This window comes from Streptomyces sp. CA-106110 (assembly GCF_050936285.1).
Taxonomy (GTDB): domain Bacteria; phylum Actinomycetota; class Actinomycetes; order Streptomycetales; family Streptomycetaceae; genus Streptomyces.
Genome location: NZ_JBNJNB010000001.1, coordinates 5,347,919 through 5,367,217, shown reverse-complemented (window position 1 = coordinate 5,367,217; position 19,299 = coordinate 5,347,919). Strand labels below are relative to the sequence as shown.

The 19,299-nt window shown below is 67.8% G+C and carries 15 protein-coding genes and 5 pseudogenes; 11 read left to right on the top strand and 9 right to left on the bottom strand.

Annotated features, from left to right (window positions below):
• Position 1: 1 nt before the first annotated feature.
• A pseudogene (locus ACQEXA_RS24675) lies at positions 2-345 on the bottom strand (recombinase family protein); the annotation flags it as partial.
• Positions 346-578: 233 nt separating this feature from the next.
• Here ACQEXA_RS24675 and ssb point away from each other — a divergent pair.
• Positions 579-1,058, top strand: a complete 480-nt coding sequence (gene ssb, locus ACQEXA_RS24670) for a single-stranded DNA-binding protein (protein ID WP_432931277.1) — start codon at positions 579-581, stop codon at positions 1,056-1,058.
• An 86-nt stretch (positions 1,059-1,144) separates the two neighbouring features.
• On the opposite strand, the gene ACQEXA_RS24665 is transcribed toward ssb, so the two are convergent.
• Positions 1,145-1,837, bottom strand: coding sequence for a hypothetical protein (locus ACQEXA_RS24665; protein WP_432931278.1), 693 nt, complete (start codon positions 1,835-1,837; stop codon positions 1,145-1,147).
• Positions 1,838-2,163: 326 nt separating this feature from the next.
• Between ACQEXA_RS24665 and ACQEXA_RS24660 the strand changes: the two genes are divergently transcribed.
• The gene (locus ACQEXA_RS24660) at positions 2,164-3,825 is read left to right on the top strand and encodes a hypothetical protein (RefSeq protein ID WP_433131030.1); all 1,662 of its coding nucleotides are present in this window, start codon (positions 2,164-2,166) and stop codon (positions 3,823-3,825) included.
• A 185-nt stretch (positions 3,826-4,010) separates the two neighbouring features.
• Here ACQEXA_RS24660 and ACQEXA_RS24655 read toward each other — a convergent pair whose 3' ends face one another.
• Entirely contained in the window at positions 4,011-4,184 is a 174-nt protein-coding gene (locus tag ACQEXA_RS24655) for a Tn3 family transposase (protein ID WP_433131028.1), read from the bottom strand.
• On the opposite strand from ACQEXA_RS24655, the gene ACQEXA_RS24650 reads away from it, so the two are divergent.
• Positions 4,171-4,887, top strand: a complete 717-nt coding sequence (locus ACQEXA_RS24650; protein WP_433131026.1) for a ferritin family protein — start codon at positions 4,171-4,173, stop codon at positions 4,885-4,887. The genes ACQEXA_RS24655 and ACQEXA_RS24650 overlap by 14 nt on opposite strands.
• Positions 4,888-5,369: 482 nt before the next feature.
• On the opposite strand, the gene ACQEXA_RS24645 is transcribed toward ACQEXA_RS24650, so the two are convergent.
• From ACQEXA_RS24645 to ACQEXA_RS24635, 3 genes are all read right to left on the bottom strand, one after another.
• Positions 5,370-6,734 (bottom strand): tyrosine-type recombinase/integrase, encoded by a 1,365-nt coding sequence (locus ACQEXA_RS24645; protein WP_432931286.1) that lies wholly within the window; start codon positions 6,732-6,734, stop codon positions 5,370-5,372.
• A 302-nt stretch (positions 6,735-7,036) separates the two neighbouring features.
• A complete protein-coding gene (locus ACQEXA_RS24640) occupies positions 7,037-8,311 on the bottom strand; it encodes an IS701 family transposase (protein WP_433131024.1) in 1,275 nt (424 codons plus the stop codon).
• 34 nt (positions 8,312-8,345) lie between these two features.
• Positions 8,346-8,630 carry a helix-turn-helix transcriptional regulator gene (locus ACQEXA_RS24635; RefSeq protein ID WP_433131022.1) on the bottom strand — a complete coding sequence of 95 codons (285 nt, stop codon included), beginning with the start codon at positions 8,628-8,630 and terminating at the stop codon, positions 8,346-8,348.
• 29 nt (positions 8,631-8,659) lie between these two features.
• Between ACQEXA_RS24635 and ACQEXA_RS24630 the strand changes: the two genes are divergently transcribed.
• The 4 genes and pseudogenes from ACQEXA_RS24630 to ACQEXA_RS24615 form a co-directional block, all read left to right on the top strand.
• The gene (locus ACQEXA_RS24630) at positions 8,660-9,952 is read left to right on the top strand and encodes an IS701 family transposase (RefSeq protein WP_433134612.1); all 1,293 of its coding nucleotides are present in this window, start codon (positions 8,660-8,662) and stop codon (positions 9,950-9,952) included.
• A 238-nt stretch (positions 9,953-10,190) separates the two neighbouring features.
• Positions 10,191-11,114: pseudogene (locus ACQEXA_RS24625) on the top strand (IS701 family transposase); the annotation flags it as partial.
• 148 nt (positions 11,115-11,262) lie between these two features.
• Positions 11,263-12,582 carry an ISL3 family transposase gene (locus ACQEXA_RS24620; protein WP_432938456.1) on the top strand — a complete coding sequence of 440 codons (1,320 nt, stop codon included), beginning with the start codon at positions 11,263-11,265 and terminating at the stop codon, positions 12,580-12,582.
• Positions 12,583-12,602: 20 nt separating this feature from the next.
• A pseudogene (locus ACQEXA_RS24615) lies at positions 12,603-12,788 on the top strand (IS701 family transposase); the annotation flags it as partial.
• A 64-nt stretch (positions 12,789-12,852) separates the two neighbouring features.
• On the opposite strand, the gene ACQEXA_RS24610 reads toward ACQEXA_RS24615, so the two are convergent.
• Positions 12,853-14,268 carry a hypothetical protein gene (locus ACQEXA_RS24610; RefSeq protein WP_433131020.1) on the bottom strand — a complete coding sequence of 472 codons (1,416 nt, stop codon included), beginning with the start codon at positions 14,266-14,268 and terminating at the stop codon, positions 12,853-12,855.
• A gap of 53 nt (positions 14,269-14,321) precedes the next feature.
• Positions 14,322-15,015, bottom strand: a pseudogene (locus ACQEXA_RS24605) (HARBI1 family protein); the annotation flags it as partial.
• A 184-nt stretch (positions 15,016-15,199) separates the two neighbouring features.
• Here ACQEXA_RS24605 and ACQEXA_RS24600 point away from each other — a divergent pair.
• From ACQEXA_RS24600 to ACQEXA_RS24590, 3 genes are all read left to right on the top strand, one after another.
• The gene (locus tag ACQEXA_RS24600) at positions 15,200-16,105 is read left to right on the top strand and encodes a LysR family transcriptional regulator (protein ID WP_432931292.1); all 906 of its coding nucleotides are present in this window, start codon (positions 15,200-15,202) and stop codon (positions 16,103-16,105) included.
• An 89-nt stretch (positions 16,106-16,194) separates the two neighbouring features.
• Positions 16,195-16,758: a cysteine dioxygenase family protein gene (locus tag ACQEXA_RS24595; protein WP_359397227.1), complete on the top strand. Its 564-nt coding sequence runs from the start codon at positions 16,195-16,197 to the stop codon at positions 16,756-16,758.
• Between the two features lie 66 nt (positions 16,759-16,824).
• Complete coding sequence (locus ACQEXA_RS24590) at positions 16,825-17,883, top strand: YeiH family protein (RefSeq protein WP_433131018.1); 1,059 nt, start codon at positions 16,825-16,827, stop codon at positions 17,881-17,883.
• Between the two features lie 233 nt (positions 17,884-18,116).
• Here the strand turns inward: ACQEXA_RS24590 and ACQEXA_RS24585 are convergent.
• Positions 18,117-18,635, bottom strand: a pseudogene (locus tag ACQEXA_RS24585) (SGNH/GDSL hydrolase family protein); the annotation flags it as partial.
• 121 nt (positions 18,636-18,756) lie between these two features.
• Here ACQEXA_RS24585 and ACQEXA_RS24580 point away from each other — a divergent pair.
• Positions 18,757-18,966, top strand: coding sequence for a transposase domain-containing protein (locus tag ACQEXA_RS24580; RefSeq protein ID WP_433131016.1), 210 nt, complete (start codon positions 18,757-18,759; stop codon positions 18,964-18,966).
• Positions 18,967-19,299 lie beyond the last annotated feature (333 nt).

The following is a 19,299-nucleotide window of genomic DNA, read 5'->3' as shown; positions in this document are numbered from 1 at the left end:
GCTTGAACTCTGCGATCGCGCCGAGGATCTGGAAGAACATCCTGCCGACGGCGGTGGAGGTGTCGATGCCCTGGTCGAGCACGACCAGGTCGACGCCGCGGGCTGGAGGTCCTTGGACAGCTCGATGAGGTTCTCCAGGGAGCGGCCGAGCCGGTCGAGTTTGGTGCCGACGAGCTGGTCGCCCTCGCGGAGGATGAGGAGGGCCTTGTCGAGTTCGGGGCGGCGGGCGAGCTTGCCGGGCGCCTTGTCGGTGAAGACCTTCTTGCAGCCGGCCGCGCGGAGAGTGTCGATCTGGGCTTCGGGATGCTGATCGCGGGTGGAGACCCGCGCGACGCCGATTTTCACGCCCGGACTGTATCGCGAACAGGGTAGTTCGTGACGTAGCCGCGTACACGGGAAGCGTTACGGTCGGCGGCCTGCGGGAACGTCAGGTTGATCTTCGTGTATCACGAATGATCGTTACCGACCCAGTGGGCCAGGGATACTCCGAGGGGAAGGCCGCGTGGGATGACCGCGTTCCGCGCGGCCGACAAGGAGATGCCGGGGGCGTTGTCACTGGTGTGTGGGAGGCTTCCTGCATGCGAAATGAGCTTCCGCTGACGGTGATCGGGAACCTTGTAGACGATCCGGAGTTGCGGTTCACGCCTGCAGGGGTCCCTGTCGCTCGCTTCACGGTGGCCTCGACCCCGCGTACGTTCGACCGTGATACGAACACCTGGCGCGATGGGGAGTCGACGTTCCTGGACTGCAGCGCCTGGCGGCAGCTGGCGGAGAACCTAGCCGGGTCGCTGTCGAAGGGGGCCAGGGTGGTGGTGGCGGGCCGTCTGCGGACCGACCGGTGGGAGACCCCGGAGGGGGAGAAGCGCTCCCGCATGGTGCTGGATGTCGACGATGTGGGCGCCTCGATGACGTTCGCGACCGTCACGATCACCCGTACCACTCGCCCGGTCCCGCCGCGCGAGACCGCGCCCGACGACCCGTGGGCTACAGCCAGCCCTGTGCGGCCGGCAGCGCCCGTCGACGGTGCAGGCGACCCCGCTGCGGAGCCCCCGTTTTGATGCCGTCTCCTTCCGCTCGAAGCTCTCGACCGGAACCTCTGCGGCACCTCTTTGACATATTCCGGTTGGCCTTCTGGCTTGGGATGCTACGGATAGACGTTGCCGACCTCGACCAGCCACCACCGGTTTCGGGCGAAGGCCAGCACCACCGTGATCCGCCAGCCGGTCTGAGCCAGTTCGCTGGCCTTGCGGGGAACGGCGAGTGGTCCGATGTCGCCCTGGAACCACAGCTTCCCGGGTTCGACCTTGGTGATCTGCATCGGGATGCCGTCGTCGATCCACCGTTGCGCGGTTTCCGGGCTGCGGACTGGACAGTCCAGGGTGAGCTGGTAGAGAGCGTCGGCGAGACGTTCGGCCTTGGGTAGATCGCGGGCGGCGTCGGAGGCGCGCTCGGTACCCATTGCTGTGGCCGCTTGGTCGATCACGCCGTGTTCGGCGAGCCAGCCGACCAGCTTCTTGGTCACCGTGCCCGACGCTCGCAGCAGTTCCTGCCCGGCCATGACCTTGCGGATCATGAAGTAGCCGAGGAACTCCTCCAGCATGCTGTCGATGTAGGAGGCGTCCATCTGCGTGCAGAATGCGTCCTGGTCACCGTCGTCATAGGCGCGCCTCCAGCGGTCGCGGTCTGCTCCCGATAGCAGGTTGGGGCCGTATCCGTTCATACAGTCCCGCAGCAGGCCAATCACATCGCCATAGTTACGGAAGGTGCGTGGGGCCAGCCGCTCCCGCTGTTCGTCCAGGAACCGGCTCAGCGCCTCATCGATCGTGATCGTGGCCATGCCCGGCAGTGTGCCACCAGCGACGCCGCAAGACGACCTGAGTCGGCGGCACCGGGCTTGGCAGGGAGCCGGTCGGAATACGGCCAGAACAGGCAAAGCCGCAGTAGATGCGGGCGTCCTGGAGCCGCGTTCCCGTAGTCGCCGGTTTTGACCCCTCCTGCGGCAGCCATGCTCCGCGGTCAGGTGTTACACAGTGTGTTCAAGTAGCCACTTTCGCGTGCATCTCCTCCGACGCCTCGTGGACCGCCAGCTGTGCCGCCATGGGTGTGTCCGGTGAAGCCGATGGGGCTGCCCTGCGGATGCACCAGAATGATGGGGTGAGTCCAGTGAGCAAGCCGCGTAAGAAGTCCGGCAGTAGCGCCCGGCGGCCGTCCCGACGCTCTGGTAGCACCGCTCGGTTGCGGCTGCCGGGGCTGAAGCCGGTGTACCGCGCGTTCTGTGAGGCGGGCCCGGGCTTCGCCGCCCTGTCCGATGCTCTCGAAGCGGAACTGTGGATCAGCAGCCATCTCGGGCTGCTGCAGGAATCAAGCCCCGACGGGACAGGCCTGGAACTGGCGCTGCTGGATCTGGTCGATGAGCTGGAGCGGACCGGGCAGCCCGAGGCGTGCGCGATGCTCCACGGCTTGGCGGCTATCGGGCCGGCAGCGCTTCACGAGAGCGCTGCCTCGGCCGCCGACCGGATGTCCGCTGCTGCCGCGCGTCAGGGCCGGTCCTGGTCGCAGCCACGCTGGCTCGACCTGCTCGGGAAGGCCATGCCCGGCGACTGCTGGCACACCATGGACCGCTACGGCGAACGTGAGCAGATCCTGTGCACCTTCGTTCACCGCGACGGCGACCGCCCGCACGGCATCCTCATCGAGCGGGATCACTCCTGGCACGGGGCCGCCACCGACATCACCGCCATCGACGACACCGAGGGATGCCGCACACACCTGGCCAAGGCCGCCCGCAAGGACGGAACCGAGCTGCTGGCGCTGACGCACACGGCGGCCCACCACGCCCTCAAGGACGCTTTCACCGCCTTCCTGGCCCACGGGCTGGCAAGCCCCGCCCGGCCCGATATCCGACCAGACGCAAAGTTCTTCGAGCCCCTTGCTTTCGCCGTCGCCCGCAGCCGGCAACTCGATCCCGGCACCTGCGAACCTGACCAGCCGCCACTGGCCGAAATCTGGGACGAGGCAGCCCGCGATGCGCTGGCCAGCGAGTACCTCGCCTCGCCGGCCGGGGCGGCCCAGACCACCGCGGCCGCACGGGTGGCACCCCGGCTGCTCATCCGGCTGTCCGTGGATGTTCTGGGCCGGGACCCACGCCGGATCGGACCGGGCACCCTCACCCGGATCTTCACCGATGCCCTGCCCGGCTCTCTCCTCCTCCCTGATGCCCTGCTGGACGAACTGCCCGCCGCGATCATCGGCTACTACACCTGGGTAGCCGAGCAGTACCTGCCCAAGCAGGACCGCAAGGAGGTGCTGCGGATACTGCGCCGACGCACAGCCGCCCTATCGCAGACCCTTAAAGTGTTCCCGGCGCAGCCGCTGAGGGCGTACATCGCCGACATCGACCAGAACGGGCACGACGGCGATGTCCTGCAGGCCGTCATCGACCGGCGCGGCTTCGCCGTCCCCGAACCCGGGCACCGCTGGGTCCCGGGCGACATCGACTCCGACGAGGTGGACGACCTCGACGCCGCCGACGAGGAGGAACGCGCGCTGATCGTCCAGGAGGAGATGCGGGCCCGGAAGGTACCCCGACGTTTTCACGCGGTGCACGAGGTGCTCGCCAACCAGCTCTGGCTGAACAACCCGGTCCAACTGTGGCCGGCCGCCCAGCGACTGCGCGACGCCGGCCTGTCCCGCGAACAAGTCCTGGACCGATTGGCGGATGTCCTGTCCGGACATCTGAACCAAGTCCTGCGGGCCGCTCCAGGCCAGGCGCCTGGCCTGGAGCAGTACGCCCAGGCGCTGGAAACCCTGGGGCGCCGCACCTGACGTCCCGGTCAAACACCTCATATCCAACCACCGGCGAGTGCCGACCCCGCTGACCGACGTCGATGGGTGGGGGAAGACACCGGCGAGGCCCGACCGGCCTGTGCGGCGGGGTGCCAGTGGCCGGGCTGTCAGATGTCAGCCATCATCGGGTCGTCGGTGCCGCGGTTCCGCAGTGGCCGGTGCCCTCACTCGTCGAGCTGGGCGAGCTCGCGTTCGTAGTCGACGGTGATCTCCCCGTAGTAGTTGACCGCCGAGCTGCGGGCCGGGGAGATGTGCGCAAGCACCTCGGCATCGACTTCGCGGCCGGCTTTGCACAGCTCGTCGACGGCCAGGCCCATGTACTCGGTGTGCCACACCACGGCGCAGACCGAGCTGAACGAGCACCTGCATCAGGCGGCCACTCTGGCCGGCGTGGTCGGCGCGAACGCGGCCAACCTGCGCCAGGCCATCAACGGCGAGACGTACGAGCACCAGGTCATGTACCGCGGCTTCGCCGACCAGGCCTGCAAGGACGGAGACCTCGAGGCCGCCAAACTGTTCACCGAGATCGCCGCGGACGAGGGCCGCCACCGCGACGCCTACCGCACCGCGCTCACAGTCGTGACCACCGGCCGTGGCACGATTCCGGCGCCTCCCAAGGCCGACATGGTGTCGGTGCCCGCCGGCTTGCCGAAGGTGAAGGCCGCTCGCACAAAGGCCAACCTCGACACAGCCATGCACGGCGAGGCGCTCGCCCACGCCAAGTACATGCTCTTCGCCGCCCGTGCGCAGCAGAGCGGCGACCCCGCGCTGACCCGCCTGTTCGAGGGCACTGCCGGGGTCGAGTTGCACGAGCACTTCGCCGGCGAAGCGGTCCTGGCCGGCCTGGTCCGCACGACCAAGGAGAACCTGCGCAGAGCCATCACCGGGGAGCACACCGAGGCGACCACCCTGTACCCGGGGTTCGCCAAGCGGGCCTCCGCCGTTGGTGACACCGCCGCCAACCGCTACTTCCGCGACACGGCCGCCGATGAGGCCAAGCACGCAGCCGCCTTCCAGCAGGCACTCGACCAGTTGGGCTGACGCCCTGGCCAAGCCGTGAGACCGGCCCAGCACAAAGGGAAGAGCGTTCGGCCGGTCGACGCACATCCCGGCCTACTGAGCCGACATCAGCACCAGCGAAAGCCAGCCGAACCCGCTCCGGCGGGCCTTTCCCGCGTCCCCTAGTGCGTCCGACTCCTGGAGAGCCACGGGTCTCAGTAGTCGCTCTGAGAGTGAGGAGTAGAGGTTGATTCCCCCAGACGTCCCCCGACAGTGCCCGGCTTTTGGAAAACCGCAAGTCACAACGGGCAAACGGAGCCCGCTGTAAATCTGCCGGCTCAGCCTTCCCAGGTTCGAATCCTGGCGCCGCCACACGTAGAAAAAGGGCCCGTGACCTGCGGAAAACGCAGGTCACGGGCCCTTTGTCGTGCGTCCACGCGATCAGCTCACTGTCTCACTCTGTCTCGCGTTCGAACGCTGTCTCTCGGACTGTGTGGACGGACCGTGGACGGCGTCCACAGTGCTCAGCCGTGCTGCCCCAGACGCGCGGAGATCTTGGCGTTCGCGGCGTCGTCTCCGTCGCTCAGGAACTTCGCGTAGACCCGGAACAGGACGGCGACGCTGTGTCCGGCGCGCTTGGCCACGAGCTGAGGCTCCACACCAGAGCTGAGCCAGGTCGAGACGGCTGCATGACGAAGATCATAAGGACGCTTCGCGAGCAAGGATTCCTGCTGCGCGGGGGTCAGGGCCCGCGCACGCGCTTCGGCCCAGACCTCGCCATAACCCGTGTCCTGGATCAGCCCACCGCGCGCCGTCCGGAACAGGCGACCGTCGGGGGCCGTGCCGTACGCGGTGACGTGCCACCGGAGCAGGGCGACCAGTTCCGGCGGGATGGGGACTGGTCGGATCGCTTTCCGGGGGCGGTGCTTCAGTCCTCGTCGGTCGTGGGCTTCGCCGCTGTCCGTCCACGCCGTGCCCGACCGTGGCCGGGTCTCCCGGAAGCGCAGCATGCCCCACCCGCGGCGGGGCAGGTCGCAGTCCTGGAGCCGTAGGCCGATGACTTCCGCCGGCCGTGCCGCGGCGTAGTACATGCAGCCGAAGAACGCGACCAGACGACGGCCGCGCGGGCTCTGGTCCCGCACGGCCGTCAGCAGCTTCGCAGCCTGCGCGGGGTCCGGCACGCAGGCCGGGTCCACCTCCTCTTCCACCTGTTCGGGCGCCTTCCACTGGACGTGTGGAAGGGGGTTGTCCGTCAGGAGTCCGGCGTCAACCGCGTAGGCGAGAGAGTTGTGGAAGATTGCTCGCTTCCTGCGGATGGTTCCTGCTGCTGCGGTCTTGCCGTCTAGTTTCTTGGTCAGCGCATCGAGAGCGGCCCGAACCCGCATGCGGTCGGCCAGTGCGGACGTGGGGACCGACTTCCGCTCGAACCAGGCAAGAATCTTGGCCACGTCGGCCGGGGGCTCTTCCTCCCAGCGGTTCTTGTTGAAGGCCCAGCTATAGAGGGCGGTGCGTACGACCCTCGGGTCCGCCATGCCCTTGGTGTCCTTCACCAGTACGGGCATCACCGTCGCCATGGCTTCGGCCAGGGTCCGGCGCGTGCCGGCGGGGGAGTGGTCCCATTTCATCTCGATGTACCGGCGGGCGTGCTCGTACCACGAGATGTCCTGTTCCTTGGTGACCAGAGATTTCGGCAGTCCACTGTCCACGTCGAACGGCTCACCCTCGCGGGCGGCCGTAATGAGTTGGGCCCGGCGGCTCTCCGCCAGGCCCAGAGTCAGGAAGGATTCCGAGTGGGGGCGGGTGCCCACCTTCCACCGGAGTTGGTAGGGCTTCCGGTACTCGCGCTTTCGGATGGCCCAGATTCGTACGGTGTAGCTCCACTCAGTCACGCGGCTTCCAATTCGTCTTTGAAGGCGTCCAGGACACTTCGGCGCACACAGACCCTTCAGTTGTAGATCATGGTCCTTGTGGTACTTCTGACGTCGCGTGAGATGCGGACCGGTCCATGTGTCGTCGTGCGCGGGTGCGGCGGTGGCAGGCGCGGGCGATGGTCTGGTGCAGGCGGCGGTAGGCGGACCAGGCCAGGCCGTGCCGGATACGCTCGGCCCGGTCGGGTTGCGGGGCGAGCAGGATGATCAGGCGTTGGATCTCGAAGGCGGTGAAGCGGACGGGGGCCGGGGTGTGGGTGGGGTCATCGTGGTCCCCCTCTCTGGTCGCCGGTCAGTGTGGGCTGGTCTTGGCCGAAGCGGGTGGAGGCCAGTGGGCCCTGTTCCCGGGCGGCTTGGGCGTCGCAGCCGGCCAGGAAGGCGGCGGCGAGCTGGGCGAGGGTGATGTGCCGGTACCAGCCGTGGTAGGAGCGGACCTCGTAGTCGGCCAGTCCGCAGGCGGATTTCGCCAGCTTGATCGCTTCTTCCACCCGCCAGCGTGCTCCCGGGACCAGCACCAGGTCTTCCATCGCTGTCCCGGGTGGTCCCCAGCCCAGGTAGTAGTCGCGCTTGGCTGGTTCCTCGGGGCGGCGGCGCGCGATGATCCATCGTGCCCAGGCCTCGTCCCCGACCGGTTCGCCCAGGTCGATGATCCGGCGTGCCCACCACTGCCAGACGCGGGTGTCCAGCTGGGAGGGCCCGGCTGGTAGCTGAACCCAGTCCTCCTCCTGGGCGACGCGCTCCACCAGCCGTCCCGCATGCCTCCATCCCGGGCGTGCCAGTACCGGCGTGTTCGCCTGGACCGCTACCACGTAGGGCAAGTGATGTTCCTCGAGGAAGGAGCGGAAGGCCTTTTCTCGCCCGTAGACCTCGTCCGCCGCTACCCACACTGCTCCTTCGCCCTGGGGCAGGTCGGGCAGCGCCCGCTCGATCATCGCCTCGGCCAGCCGCGGCTTGGTCATGAAAGCGCGGTCCTCGGGCACGTGCGCGGCCCGGCAGCGCGCCGGGTCGCCTGTCCACTCCTTCGGCAGGTACAACTCTCGGTCGATCAACGCCTGACCGGCTCCGGTCGCCCACGCGGCCATCACCCCGACCTGGCAGGGGAAGACACCCCCGAGCGCCCCGGAATACTGCCTGGCCACCCCGGCCGAGGCCGTGCCGCGCTTGGCGAACCCGGTCTCGTCCACCACCAGCACTCCCGCCCCGCCCGGCCCCGCGCCCTCCCCATCATCCGCCAGCGCCGCGACCACGTGACGCCGCGTGAAGTCCCGCATCCCCTCCACGTCCCAACGCGCACGGTCCAGCAGATGCTGCTGGTTCCACGGCGCACCGTCGCCGGCGTACTCCGCCAACTGCCAGCCGTTCTTCCGCGAGACCGGCCCCAACAAGCCCCGCACACACGCCGCAACCCGACGCCGCACGTCCACCCGGGGGAAGAACCGGCCGACCTCCAGCAGCAGGTCGTCCAACTGCCCGGCCCACTCCTCCGCCCACTCCCGGTCCGACACCGCGCCCACAACGTCCAGCAACTCGACCTGCATACACGCCAGTTACCCGCCCTACGAGATCGACGAACTACGACCCCGACCATGATCTACAGCTGAAGGGACAGACACGGCCGGACGGCGTGCGCTTTGCCTCCGGCCCGTAGCCGCGGTCCCGCCACCGGTACCAGGTGGCGCGGCTGATGCCGATCTCTTCCAGGGCGTCGCTCAGCGGCAGCAACTCGTCTTTGGGCACGCGGCGCCGACGGGAAGCGGTGGTCATGCCGGTCTCCTTGGGAAGGCAAGTACTCCAGCTGTAGATCGTGATCTTGCTGGTGGGGCCGGTGCGGAGACGGGTGCGGCCACCGTTGATCATCGTGAGTTGTGTGGACTTACGAAGAGACGGTGGCCGCAGGTCACAGCATAGATCCCGCGCGTTGGCGGGAGGCGTTCGAGGGTCTGTTGGGGCGGATCGCGGGCCGGTTCAAGCGGGTTGAGCCCCGGCGCCGGGCCGAGCGGCTCGTGCTCGGGCTGCTGTCGGACCTGCCGAGAAAGAACTGCTGGACGATCGCGGAGTGGGCCGGGGAGGCCGGCCCGCACGGCATGCAGCATCTGCTGTGCCGGGCCGTTTGGGATGCCGATGCCGTCCGTGACGACGTGCGCGAATACGTGGTCGAGCACCTCGGCGACGAGGCCGCGGTGCTGGTCGTGGACGAGACCGGGGACGTGAAGAAGGGCACCCACACCGTCGGTGTCCAGCGCCAGTACACCGGAACGGCCGGGCGGATCGAGAACTCCCAGGTCGCGGTCTACCTCATCTACGCGGGCGAACGGGGGCATGCGGCGGTGGACCGGGAGCTGTACATCCCGCGCTCTTGGACGTGCGACCCGGATCGTTGCCGGGCAGCGGGGCTCGACGAGGACACCGTTTTCGCGACCAAGCCGGAACTGGCCCGCACGATGATCGAACGGTTCCTGGACGCCGGACACCGCGTCGGCTGGATCACGGGGGACGAGGTCTACGGCGGCAATCCGAAGCTGCGGGCGGCTTTGGAGGAGCGCGGTATCGGCTATGTCCTCGCGGTGGCCTGCTCGGCCGAAGTGACCACCGGCGCGGGCACGTTCCGCGCTGACGCCCTGGCGCGGAAGGTGCCGAAGCGGGCCTGGCAGAAGCTGTCGGCCGGGCCCGGTGCGAAGGGGCAGCGGTTCTACGACTGGGCCGTCATCGACCTCGTCGAGGCGGCACCAGGCAGCCGCCAGCTGTTGATCCGCCGCAACCGCACCACCGGTGAACTCGCCTACTACCGCTGCTATTGCACCGAGCCGGCGCCACTGGCCGCCCTGGTCAGGGTCGCCGGCTCCAGGTGGCGTGTGGAAGAGACCTTCCAGACCGAGAAGGGGCTGGCGGGACTCGATGAGCACCAGGTCCGCCGCTACCCCTCCTGGGCCCGCTGGGTCACCCTGGCCATGCTCGCCCATGCCTTCCTTGCTGTCGTCCGCGCCGACGAACACGCCCGCCGTTCCGGGCCCGCCGACCTGGTCCCGCTGTCCTGCAACGAGATCCAGCGCCTATTCATCGTCGCCGTCCAGCCCCTGCACGACATGGCCCACCGACTCGGCTGGTCCGACTGGCGACGCCGCCATCAGCAGCGATCACGCACCAGCGATTACCGGCGACAAGCCGCGTCCCAGACATGAAGATCACGATGTACAGCTGGAGTACTAGCAGGAGCAGTCCAGGATGCATTCCGTTCATTGCACCGCTCGTTTGTACGAGACTGAGCAAGTAGGACCAGCGCATCTTGAGGCCGTCACTAGCGGAGCCTTGGAAGCCTAGTACTCCAGCTGTAGATCGTGATCTTGCTGGTGGGGCCGGTGCGGAGACGGGTGCGGCCACCGTTGATCATCGTGAGTTGTGTGGACTTACGAAGAGACGGTGGCCGCAGGTCACAGCATAGATCCCGCGCGTTGGCGGGAGGCGTTCGAGGGTCTGTTGGGGCGGATCGCGGGCCGGTTCAAGCGGGTTGAGCCCCGGCGCCGGGCCGAGCGGCTCGTGCTCGGGCTGCTGTCGGACCTGCCGAGAAAGAACTGCTGGACGATCGCGGAGTGGGCCGGGGAGGCCGGCCCGCACGGCATGCAGCATCTGCTGTGCCGGGCCGTTTGGGATGCCGATGCCGTCCGTGACGACGTGCGCGAATACGTGGTCGAGCACCTCGGCGACGAGGCCGCGGTGCTGGTCGTGGACGAGACCGGGGACGTGAAGAAGGGCACCCACACCGTCGGTGTCCAGCGCCAGTACACCGGAACGGCCGGGCGGATCGAGAACTCCCAGGTCGCGGTCTACCTCATCTACGCGGGCGAACGGGGGCATGCGGCGGTGGACCGGGAGCTGTACATCCCGCGCTCTTGGACGTGCGACCCGGATCGTTGCCGGGCAGCGGGGCTCGGCGAGGACACCGTTTTCGCGACCAAGCCGGAACTGGCCCGGGTGATGATCGAACGGTTCCTGGACGCCGGACACCGCGTCGGCTGGATCACGGGGGACGAGGTCTACGGCGGCAATCCGAAGCTGCGAGCGGCTTTGGAGGAGCGCGGTATCGGCTATGTCCTCGCGGTGGCCTGCTCGGCCGAAGTGACCACCGGCGCGGGCACGTTCCGCGCTGACGCCCTGGCGCGGAAGGTGCCGAAGCGGGCCTGGCAGAAGCTGTCGGCCGGGCCCGGTGCGAAGGGGCAGCGGTTCTACGACTGGGCCGTCATCGACCTCGTCGAGGCGGCACCAGGCAGCCGCCAGCTGTTGATCCGCCGCAACCGCACCACCGGTGAACTCGCCTACTACCGCTGCTATTGCGGGTCTTCGATCTTGAGCGGTGCGCCTTGCCTGACACCCTGACTTTTCGTCACAGTCGGTGACCTACATGGGGTGTTGGTGCCCACTGATGCAAGGAGCCCGTGGTCCTGAGTGATCATTTCTGTTCTCTAGGCAGAACGATCATGTGGGAGCCACGGGCGTGGTCAACGATACGACGTTGCTGCTCGACCTCGACGGGGTGTCCGTCATACGGGTCGAGCGGCTTGAGGACGGCACCCGCCGGGTGCATCTGGCCACGGCGGAGGAAGCGGCTCGCGCCTGCCCGGAGTGCGGGGCCTTCGCCTGGAAGGTGAAGGGCACAGCCCGGACCCGTCCTCGGGATCTTCCCTACGGGGAGCGCGGGCTGGTGCTGTTGTGGCACAAGCGCCGCTGGTGGTGCCGCGAGCCGAAGTGTCCGCGGAAGTCGTTTACCGAGAGCGTCGCCCAGATACCGCCCGGGGCGCGGATCACTGCCCGGCTGCGCCAGGCGGCCGGGCGCCGGGTACGCGATGCTGGCTCCACGGTCATCCAGGCCGCCCGCGACCTGCATCTGTCCTGGCCGACGGTGATGGGCGCCTTCCGTATATCGGCGCGCGAGGTCGTCCACGCCCCGCTGCCCGAGGTGAAGGTGCTGGGAGTCGACGAGACCCGGCGGGGCAAGACGAAGTGGGAGCAGGACCCCGAGTCCGGCAAGTGGCGCCTGATGCGGGATCGGTGGCACACCGGGTTCGTCGACGCGCTGGGCCACGGTGGGCTGCTTGGCCAGGTCGAGGGCCGCGCCGTCGCCGACGTCCTGGCCTGGCTGTCCACCACCCCGCTGACCTGGCGCAAGAACATCACTCACGTCGCCATCGACATGTCGGCCACTTACCGCGCCGCGATCCGCACCGGCCTGCCCGACGCCATCGTCGTGGTCGACCACTTCCACGTCGTCCAGCTCGCCAACAAGATGCTCTCCACACTCCGGCGCCGCACCACCGCCGAGGCCCGCGGACGGCGCGGACGCGCCAGTGACCCGGAGTGGAAGGCCAGACGACGTCTCCTGCGCAATCGCGAGGACCTCACCGACGAGCAGTTCGCGAAGATGTGGAACCCGCTGCTGGAGGAGGGGCAGATCGGGCGGACGCTGCTGACCGCGTGGATCGCGAAGGAGAGCCTGCGCAATCTCCTCGCCCTGGCCAGCACCGGCGCCGACCGGCACCATGTCGGCCAAGCCCGATGGAAGTTCCTAACCTGGTGCGCGGACTCGGACATCCCCGAGGTCGTCCGGCTGGCCGTGACCGTGGACCGGTGGTGGGCGGAGATCGCCGCGTTCCTCGACACCGGTCACAGCAACGCCAAGAGCGAGGGCATCAACCGTGTGATCAAGCTCGTCGCACGCAACGCCTTCGGCTTCCGCAACGCAGAGGACCAACGCCTACGCACACGCTGCGTCACCACCCGCCGAGCCCGCGGACACCTCCGCACCGCTCAACTTTGAAGACCCGCTATTGCACCGAGCCGGCGCCACTGGCCGCCCTGGTCAGGGTCGCCGGCTCCAGGTGGCGTGTGGAAGAGACCTTCCAGACCGAGAAGGGGCTGGCGGGACTCGATGAGCACCAGGTCCGCCGCTACCCCTCCTGGGCCCGCTGGGTCACCCTGGCCATGCTCGCCCATGCCTTCCTTGCTGTCGTCCGCGCCGACGAACACGCCCGCCGTTCCGGGCCCGCCGACCTGGTCCCGCTGTCCTGCAACGAGATCCAGCGCCTATTCATCGTCGCCGTCCAGCCCCTGCACGACATGGCCCACCGACTCGGCTGGTCCGACTGGCGACGCCGCCATCAGCAGCGATCACGCACCAGCCATTACCGGCGACAAGCCGCGTCCCAGACATGAAGATCACGATGTACAGCTGGAGTACTAGATCGCTCTGCCCGTGCACAGGACGCATAGTTTGGGAATCAATGCCTACCTCTGTGGGTGCGAACACAGTGAACTGATACGAAGCTAGAAGTCGCCTCAGGTGTTGCTGCCACGTATTGAATTTACGCGTGTCTTTCGCTGTGAATTCGCCGTCACCCAGATCATCCAGCTGGGCCTTGACCTGAATGGCTCGCTTGTGAGTGTCGATTAGTTCGTTAATCGTGCCTTGGGCATTGTCACGAAGGCGCAGGAGTTCTTGAAGCCGGGCCTCTTCGAGAATCCGTTTCTGCAATTGAGCGACCGAGACGCCGGGAGCTTCTCCTTCCAGGTCTGCTTGGATTGCACGGATGCGAGAGCGGATTTCCCCCGCCTCCCTTTCGAGAGATCCACAGGCCGCCTCATTGGTGCGAGTGCTGCGTTCGGCATCATCAATGACTGTTGTGATGGTTTGGACCTGTTGGTCTACGAGTGCTGAACTCTCTGTTGTAGACAGGATAGGAGCGCCCGACATAATCTCGGTTCCATCGAGGGACTGCTGGCAGGTAGGGCAATCGTGATGCGCAATCGCATGCTGCGAAAACTCGGCCCCAAGACTTTCTAGTGAGCGGATGTCTTTATACCTGCGCTGTTCCTGCTTCAGTAGGCGGAGGCGTCTTTCAAGAGTTCCACGTTGCATGTCCAGCATGTTGGCCGCATCGTCAAGTGCCTGTAGTTCGGTGGTGATTTCGCGAAGCCTGCCGCGATCTTGACGAAGCTCACCATTAAGAACCTCACCATCTGGCCCGATGATTGGAGCACGTTGTGCTTCCGCGAGCGATCGGATACTTAGCTGGAGGCGCTGGACCCCTTCATTCAGCGTCTCCCAGTCGGTCTGCTGGTAGAGAGTGAGGACTTCGCCAGCGTCAATTGAATCTGGATCGATTCCGAACAGTGGATTTCGGTAGAACGCGGACGTACCAAACTCGTTGGTCGCTGTGACGCGAGCATTAGCTAGGTGCGCAGCTGAATCGAGGGCACCTCGCAGCTCTGCATACTCGGTGCGAAGCACAGACAGTCCTTGCTGCAATTCCGCCCGCTTGCGTGCCCGTTCCATCACGTCGAGCTTCAGGTAGAACTCTATAGCTCGACGTAGGGGTTCGCGGATCTGGTATTGCGTAGGCATCCTGGGGACAATGCCTGACCAACCTTGCTTTTGCTCTACAAAGAACAGGGCTGCGAGAACTTGAAGATAGAGGGGGACTTCCTTTCCGCCGTAGGTTGGCACGAGAGGCAATGAACCCTTCTCGGTAACGTCTTGTGACGGTTGGTGATCTTCGTTCAGGTGGTGCGGCCGTGTTCGAGCTGGAGCAGGACGAGGGCGGCCCGGGCGATGCGGGTGGTGGCCGCGGGGTCGAGGCTGACCCGGCGCAGGACCTTGAAGGTGACCTTCAGCAGGGCGTTGGCGCGTTCGGCGACGGCGTGGACCCTTCGGATCATGGCGTTGAATGTCTGGGCTCGTTCGGTGAGTTCGCCGCCCGGGCTTCTTGACCGGGTGGCGGAAGCCGTCACCCGCGTTCTCGTAGCCGAGGTCGATCAGGGTGGGGATGCCCAGGGCGGCAGCGAGCCGGTTGAGGGCGTCGATGAGGCCGTGGACGCGGGCGCAGGTGACATCGTGCTCGCGGCCGGGCGGACCGGGGAGATCCACAGCGGCCAGCCGTCCGGGGCGGAGATGACCTGTACGTTCCCGCCGTGGTGGCGGTGCTTTCCGGACCACCACAGGTCGGCTCCGTTGGGGGCGGGGGGCGGCGACGCGGTCGGTACGTACGGCGGTGCCGTCCAGGTTGAGGTGCGTGTAGCCGGCCGCCACGGCGCGTTCCAGTACAGTGGACAGGTCCGGGGCGTCGTTGGCGAGCACGGTCAGGCCCTCATGCAGCTAACGGTAGGCGGTCGGGACCGAGATGCCGTTGTCGCGGGCGAGTTGGGCGATGCGTGTGCCGTCGACGAACCGGCGCAGGACCAGTACCGCCTGCTTGATCCGACAGAAACTCGACTGCCACCAGGTCCTCCGAAGATCGACAACATCGATCTGCGAAGGCTGCGCCGTACGATCAGCCCTGGTCAAAGCGCCAATCAAGGCTGCGAGAGCTTAGCGCACGATCCGACATGGATGTTCCTCAACCCCCGAAGGGGCCCAAAGTTCCCCTTATGATTCGGGAGTGTTCGACTCAAGACACATCAAGACGTTCCACACCGTGGTCCAGGCCGGCTCCTACTCAGCCGCGGCCTCGGTGCTCGGCTACACGCAACCGGCCGTCACCCAGCAGATGAAGGCGCTGGAGCGCTCGGTCGGCACCGCGCTGTTCGTCCGCATCGGCCGGCGCATGCGACTGACGGAGGCGGGAGAGGCGCTGGCCCGGCACGCCGACACGATTCTCGACAGCATGTCCGTGGCCTGGGAGCAGATAGCGGCGGTGACCCGGCTGGAGACCGGGCGGGTTCGGCTGTGCGCCTTCCCCAGCGCCAACGCCACCTTGATCCCCGAGGCACTGGCGCTGCTCGCGGCCGATCACCCCGGAATACGGGTGGAGTTGCTGGGGGACGAGCCGCCCGAGTCGCTGGAGCGGGTCACCCGCGGCGAGTGCGACATCACCCTCGCCTTCACGTATCCGGGGCTGGAGGAAGCGGTGCCGGACGAGCTGGTCGAGATCCCGCTGCTGGAGGACCAGCTCATGGTGCTCATGCCGGCCGGGCACCGGCTGGCCCGGTCCCGCTCGGTCAGGCTCGGCGATCTGGCGGGCGAACGCTGGATCGCCGGCTGCCTGCGCTGCCGGGTCAACTTCCTCCACGAGTGCGCCGAACTGGGATTCGCTCCCGACATCGCCTTCGCCACCGACGACAACCTGGTGGTGCAGTCGCTGGTCGCCGAGGGTCTGGGCGTTGCGACGATGCCCGGCCTGGTGCTCTCCTTCATGCGGCTGGAGCGGATCACCGGTCGCCCGCTGGACCCCGTCTCCCGCCGCCGGGTCGCGGCGTACGTGCCGCGCGAGCATCTGCGTATCCCGGCCGCGGCCCTGGTGCTCGACGCGCTCAAGACGGTCGCCGCACGGCGCAGCGGCCGCTGACCGGGCCACTCCACGCATAAGCGTTTGCAGGGGTCGGGTGAAGGAACTGTCAGTGGACGTCCGGGCCGGTGCGACCGGACGCTGGCGATATGACCTCCGTGACCGCTCCGGCGTACTCCGCGCCCACCGTCCGCCTGGCCCGCCTCGTACACGAAGTGCGGGAGACGGTCGGCCGCGGTCTGCCCCCCGGTCCCACCGCCCGACTCGTCGGTGAGCGGCTGGCGCCGCACCTCGGGGCCCCCGACCTGCTGCTCGACCGGCACACCGAGGGCGCCCCGGACCACTACCGCCAGCACGTCCTGCACGCCGAGGACGACGGCAGCTTCTCGATCGTCGCCCTGGTCTGGTTGCCGGGCCAGCGTACGTCCATCCACGACCACGTGTCGTGGTGCGTCACGGGCGTGCACCAGGGCGAGGAGCACGAACGCCGGTTCCGGCTGGTCCCCGACGGCGCCGCCTCCCGCCTCGTCCCGACCCAGGAGGTCGTCAACGCCCAGGGCGAGGTCTGCGGCTTCGCGCCGCCCGGCGACATCCACGAGGTGTGGAACGGCGGTGCTGGCATGGCCGTATCGCTGCACATCTACGGGGCCGACATCTCCCGCCTGGGCACCAGTGTGAGGCGGATCTACCGGCTGCCGGTCGGCGAACGGTGAACGGCCGTACTGCGACCGGGACCCCCGTCGGCGTCTCCCATCCGGCGACGCTCCTTGCCCCTGCCGATGCCGCCCCCGCCCCCCGGAACCGGCGGCGGGCGCCGCCGCCGGTCCGCCGCGGCCGTTCTCTGCGGTCTGCTGGTGGCCGCCCTCGGCGCCGGCCTGGCATGGACCATGCACCTGCTGCTACCCGCTGTGCCGGTGCCCACCGCCGCCGTCGTGCTCGGCATGGCTGCCGCCCACCTGCCGGGTCTGCGCGCGACCGTGCGCGGCCGGGCCCGGCCCGGACTGACTCTCGCCGGGAAACGGCTGATGCGCATCGGCATCGTGATCCTGGGGCTGCAGCTGAGCCTCAAGGACGTGCTCGGCCTCGGCTGGGCCACGGCGGGGATGGTGCTCTGCGTCGTGGCCGCCACGTTCTGGGGCACCACCTGGCTCGGCCGCCGCATGGGCCTGCGCGGCGACCAGCCCCTGCTCATCGCGACCGGCTACTCCATCTGCGGCGCCTCCGCCATCGGTGCGGTGAGCCAGGTCACCGGCAGCGACGAGGAGGACATCGCCGCGTCCGTCGCCCTGGTCACGCTCTGCGGCACCCTCGCCATCGGGGTGCTGCCCCTCCTGCACCACCCCCTCGGACTGGATGACGTCCAGTTCGGCCGCTGGACGGGGGCCAGCGTGCACGACGTCGGTCAGGTCGTCGCGACAGCCCAGACCGCGGGTCCCGCGGCACTCGGCGAGGCCGTGCTCGTCAAGCTGATGCGTGTCGCGCTCCTCGCGCCCCTGGTGGCCACGGTGGCGTACACCCTCCGCAGACAGCGGACGGCGGCGGGGACCGCGGGGTCGCGCGCCGCGGCGTCCGGCCGGCGGACCCCGCTGCTGCCCCTGTTCGTTCTCGGTTTCCTCGCCATGATCGCGGTACGCAGCACCGGAGTTCTTCCGGCTCCCGTACTCGACGCCGCGCAACAGGCCCAGCAACTGCTCCTGGCCATGGCCATGGTGGGGCTGGGCAGCATGGTCAACCTGCCCACCCTGGCGCGGACCGGACCACGGGTGGCGGCAGTCGGCCTGATCTCCTGGATCCTCATTGCCGCCGCTTCCTACGCTGGCGTGCTTTTGACCGTGTAGTGCTGATCCCGGTTCGTGGTGCCGTTCGTGTTCCGGTCCGGTGACCCTCCGGACCACCGGCACGACCACTGGGGCTCGGTCACCGCGTGTTGCGGTGACCGAGCCCCGGTCGGCAGTCAGGCACCCGGACGCAGACCTACTCCCGTGAGAATCGAGCTGCCCGGTGGGCCGGCCCTCGCACATCGCTCAGAGTGCGGTGGCCGGCATGCCTGGTGACGGCGTTACAGGCGGTGCTACCCGCGGATGGCCACGGCCTGCTCCACTGCGGTGGCCATGGCCTGCTCGCCCTCGGCGTTGGGGTGCATCGGAGCGGCCGGGGTGGCCGGGGCCAGGGTCTCGATCCAGCGCTCACCGGTGGGCCGGCACACGTCGTGTCCGATGGTCGGCGTGTAGGTGTCGACGTACTGGGCGTCGGCAAGAGCTGCCTGCCCTGCCAGCATCGCGTTGAGCTCCTTCTCGGTGTCCCGCAGGTAGGCAAAGTCACCTGCCGCGAACGGGACCGAGGCGCTGGTGCAGCCGACACCGTCCTCCGGGAACAGGTCGGGATACCCGACCACCATGACCCGTGCGTGCGGGGACCGCTGGTGGATGCCCGCGATCACGTCCGAGATCTTCGGCGCGATCTGGCCGATCTTCTCCTTCAGCTGGTCCGTGCCGCTGCTGGTGAAGAAGGACTGGCACGGGGCGCCGGCGGGGTCGGAGGCGGTCAGATTCGCGCAGGTACCGATGATCGTGCTGAACCCGAGGTCATTGAGGTCTTCTCGGCAACGCCAGGGCGGCCATCGTCTGGAAGGTCATTCTGGTCCCCAATTCGAAGTCGACCTTTAGCCTCAATACCAGTAACTTAGGGGCAATCTGGTCGTTGTTGTTGATGTGCCAAGAGCGGGTCAACTGAAGTCATCTGGTGAGCGACTGTCGGATCGCGTCGCGGTCGGGGTGCTGACACAGGCGTTTCCTCAGTCGCTGGTGGACGAGGTGCTGGCGGAGACGGGCCGGGTGCAGCAGCGGAACCGGCTGCTGCCGGCCCGGCTGGTGGTCTACTTCGTGTTGGCGTGCGCCACGAGGCGCGGTGTTTTCGAGTAGTGGTGAAGGACCGCTACCGTCGGGTCGTCGCAGCGGCCCGATTGAAGCTGGGGACAGCCTGGTCCGGGGAACGTCGGGGAGGGTGGGAGCAGTCTCGACAACGACGGGACGGGCCGGTACTGCCAGACGGCCCGGGTCCGGCTAGCAAGGCCAGTGGGCGTAACGAGAGTGAATCGGTGGTTGAAGCCCCGTAATCGAAGTGCCGGCTCCAACCTGGTGGATTCGGGCCGGTCTGCAGTGCGTGACCTGACTCTATGAGGGCCGGGCCCCCTTCCCTGCACAGCCCGGTGGATTCTGGATCCGGGTCCCATACGTGCTCGGAAAGGAGGCCCT

Bases quoted from the DNA above. Each gene is read 5' to 3' on its own strand.
- ACQEXA_RS24640 (WP_433131024.1), bottom strand. From the start codon at position 8,311: ATGCAGGTCGAGTTGCTGGACGTTGTGGGCGCGGTGTCGGACCGGGAG.
- ACQEXA_RS24590 (WP_433131018.1), top strand. From the start codon at position 16,825: ATGCCGCCCCCGCCCCCCGGAACCGGCGGCGGGCGCCGCCGCCGGTCC.
- ssb (WP_432931277.1), top strand. From the start codon at position 579: ATGCGAAATGAGCTTCCGCTGACGGTGATCGGGAACCTTGTAGACGAT.
- ACQEXA_RS24595 (WP_359397227.1), top strand. From the start codon at position 16,195: ATGACCTCCGTGACCGCTCCGGCGTACTCCGCGCCCACCGTCCGCCTG.
- ACQEXA_RS24665 (WP_432931278.1), bottom strand. From the start codon at position 1,837: ATGGCCACGATCACGATCGATGAGGCGCTGAGCCGGTTCCTGGACGAA.
- ACQEXA_RS24635 (WP_433131022.1), bottom strand. From the start codon at position 8,630: ATGATCAACGGTGGCCGCACCCGTCTCCGCACCGGCCCCACCAGCAAG.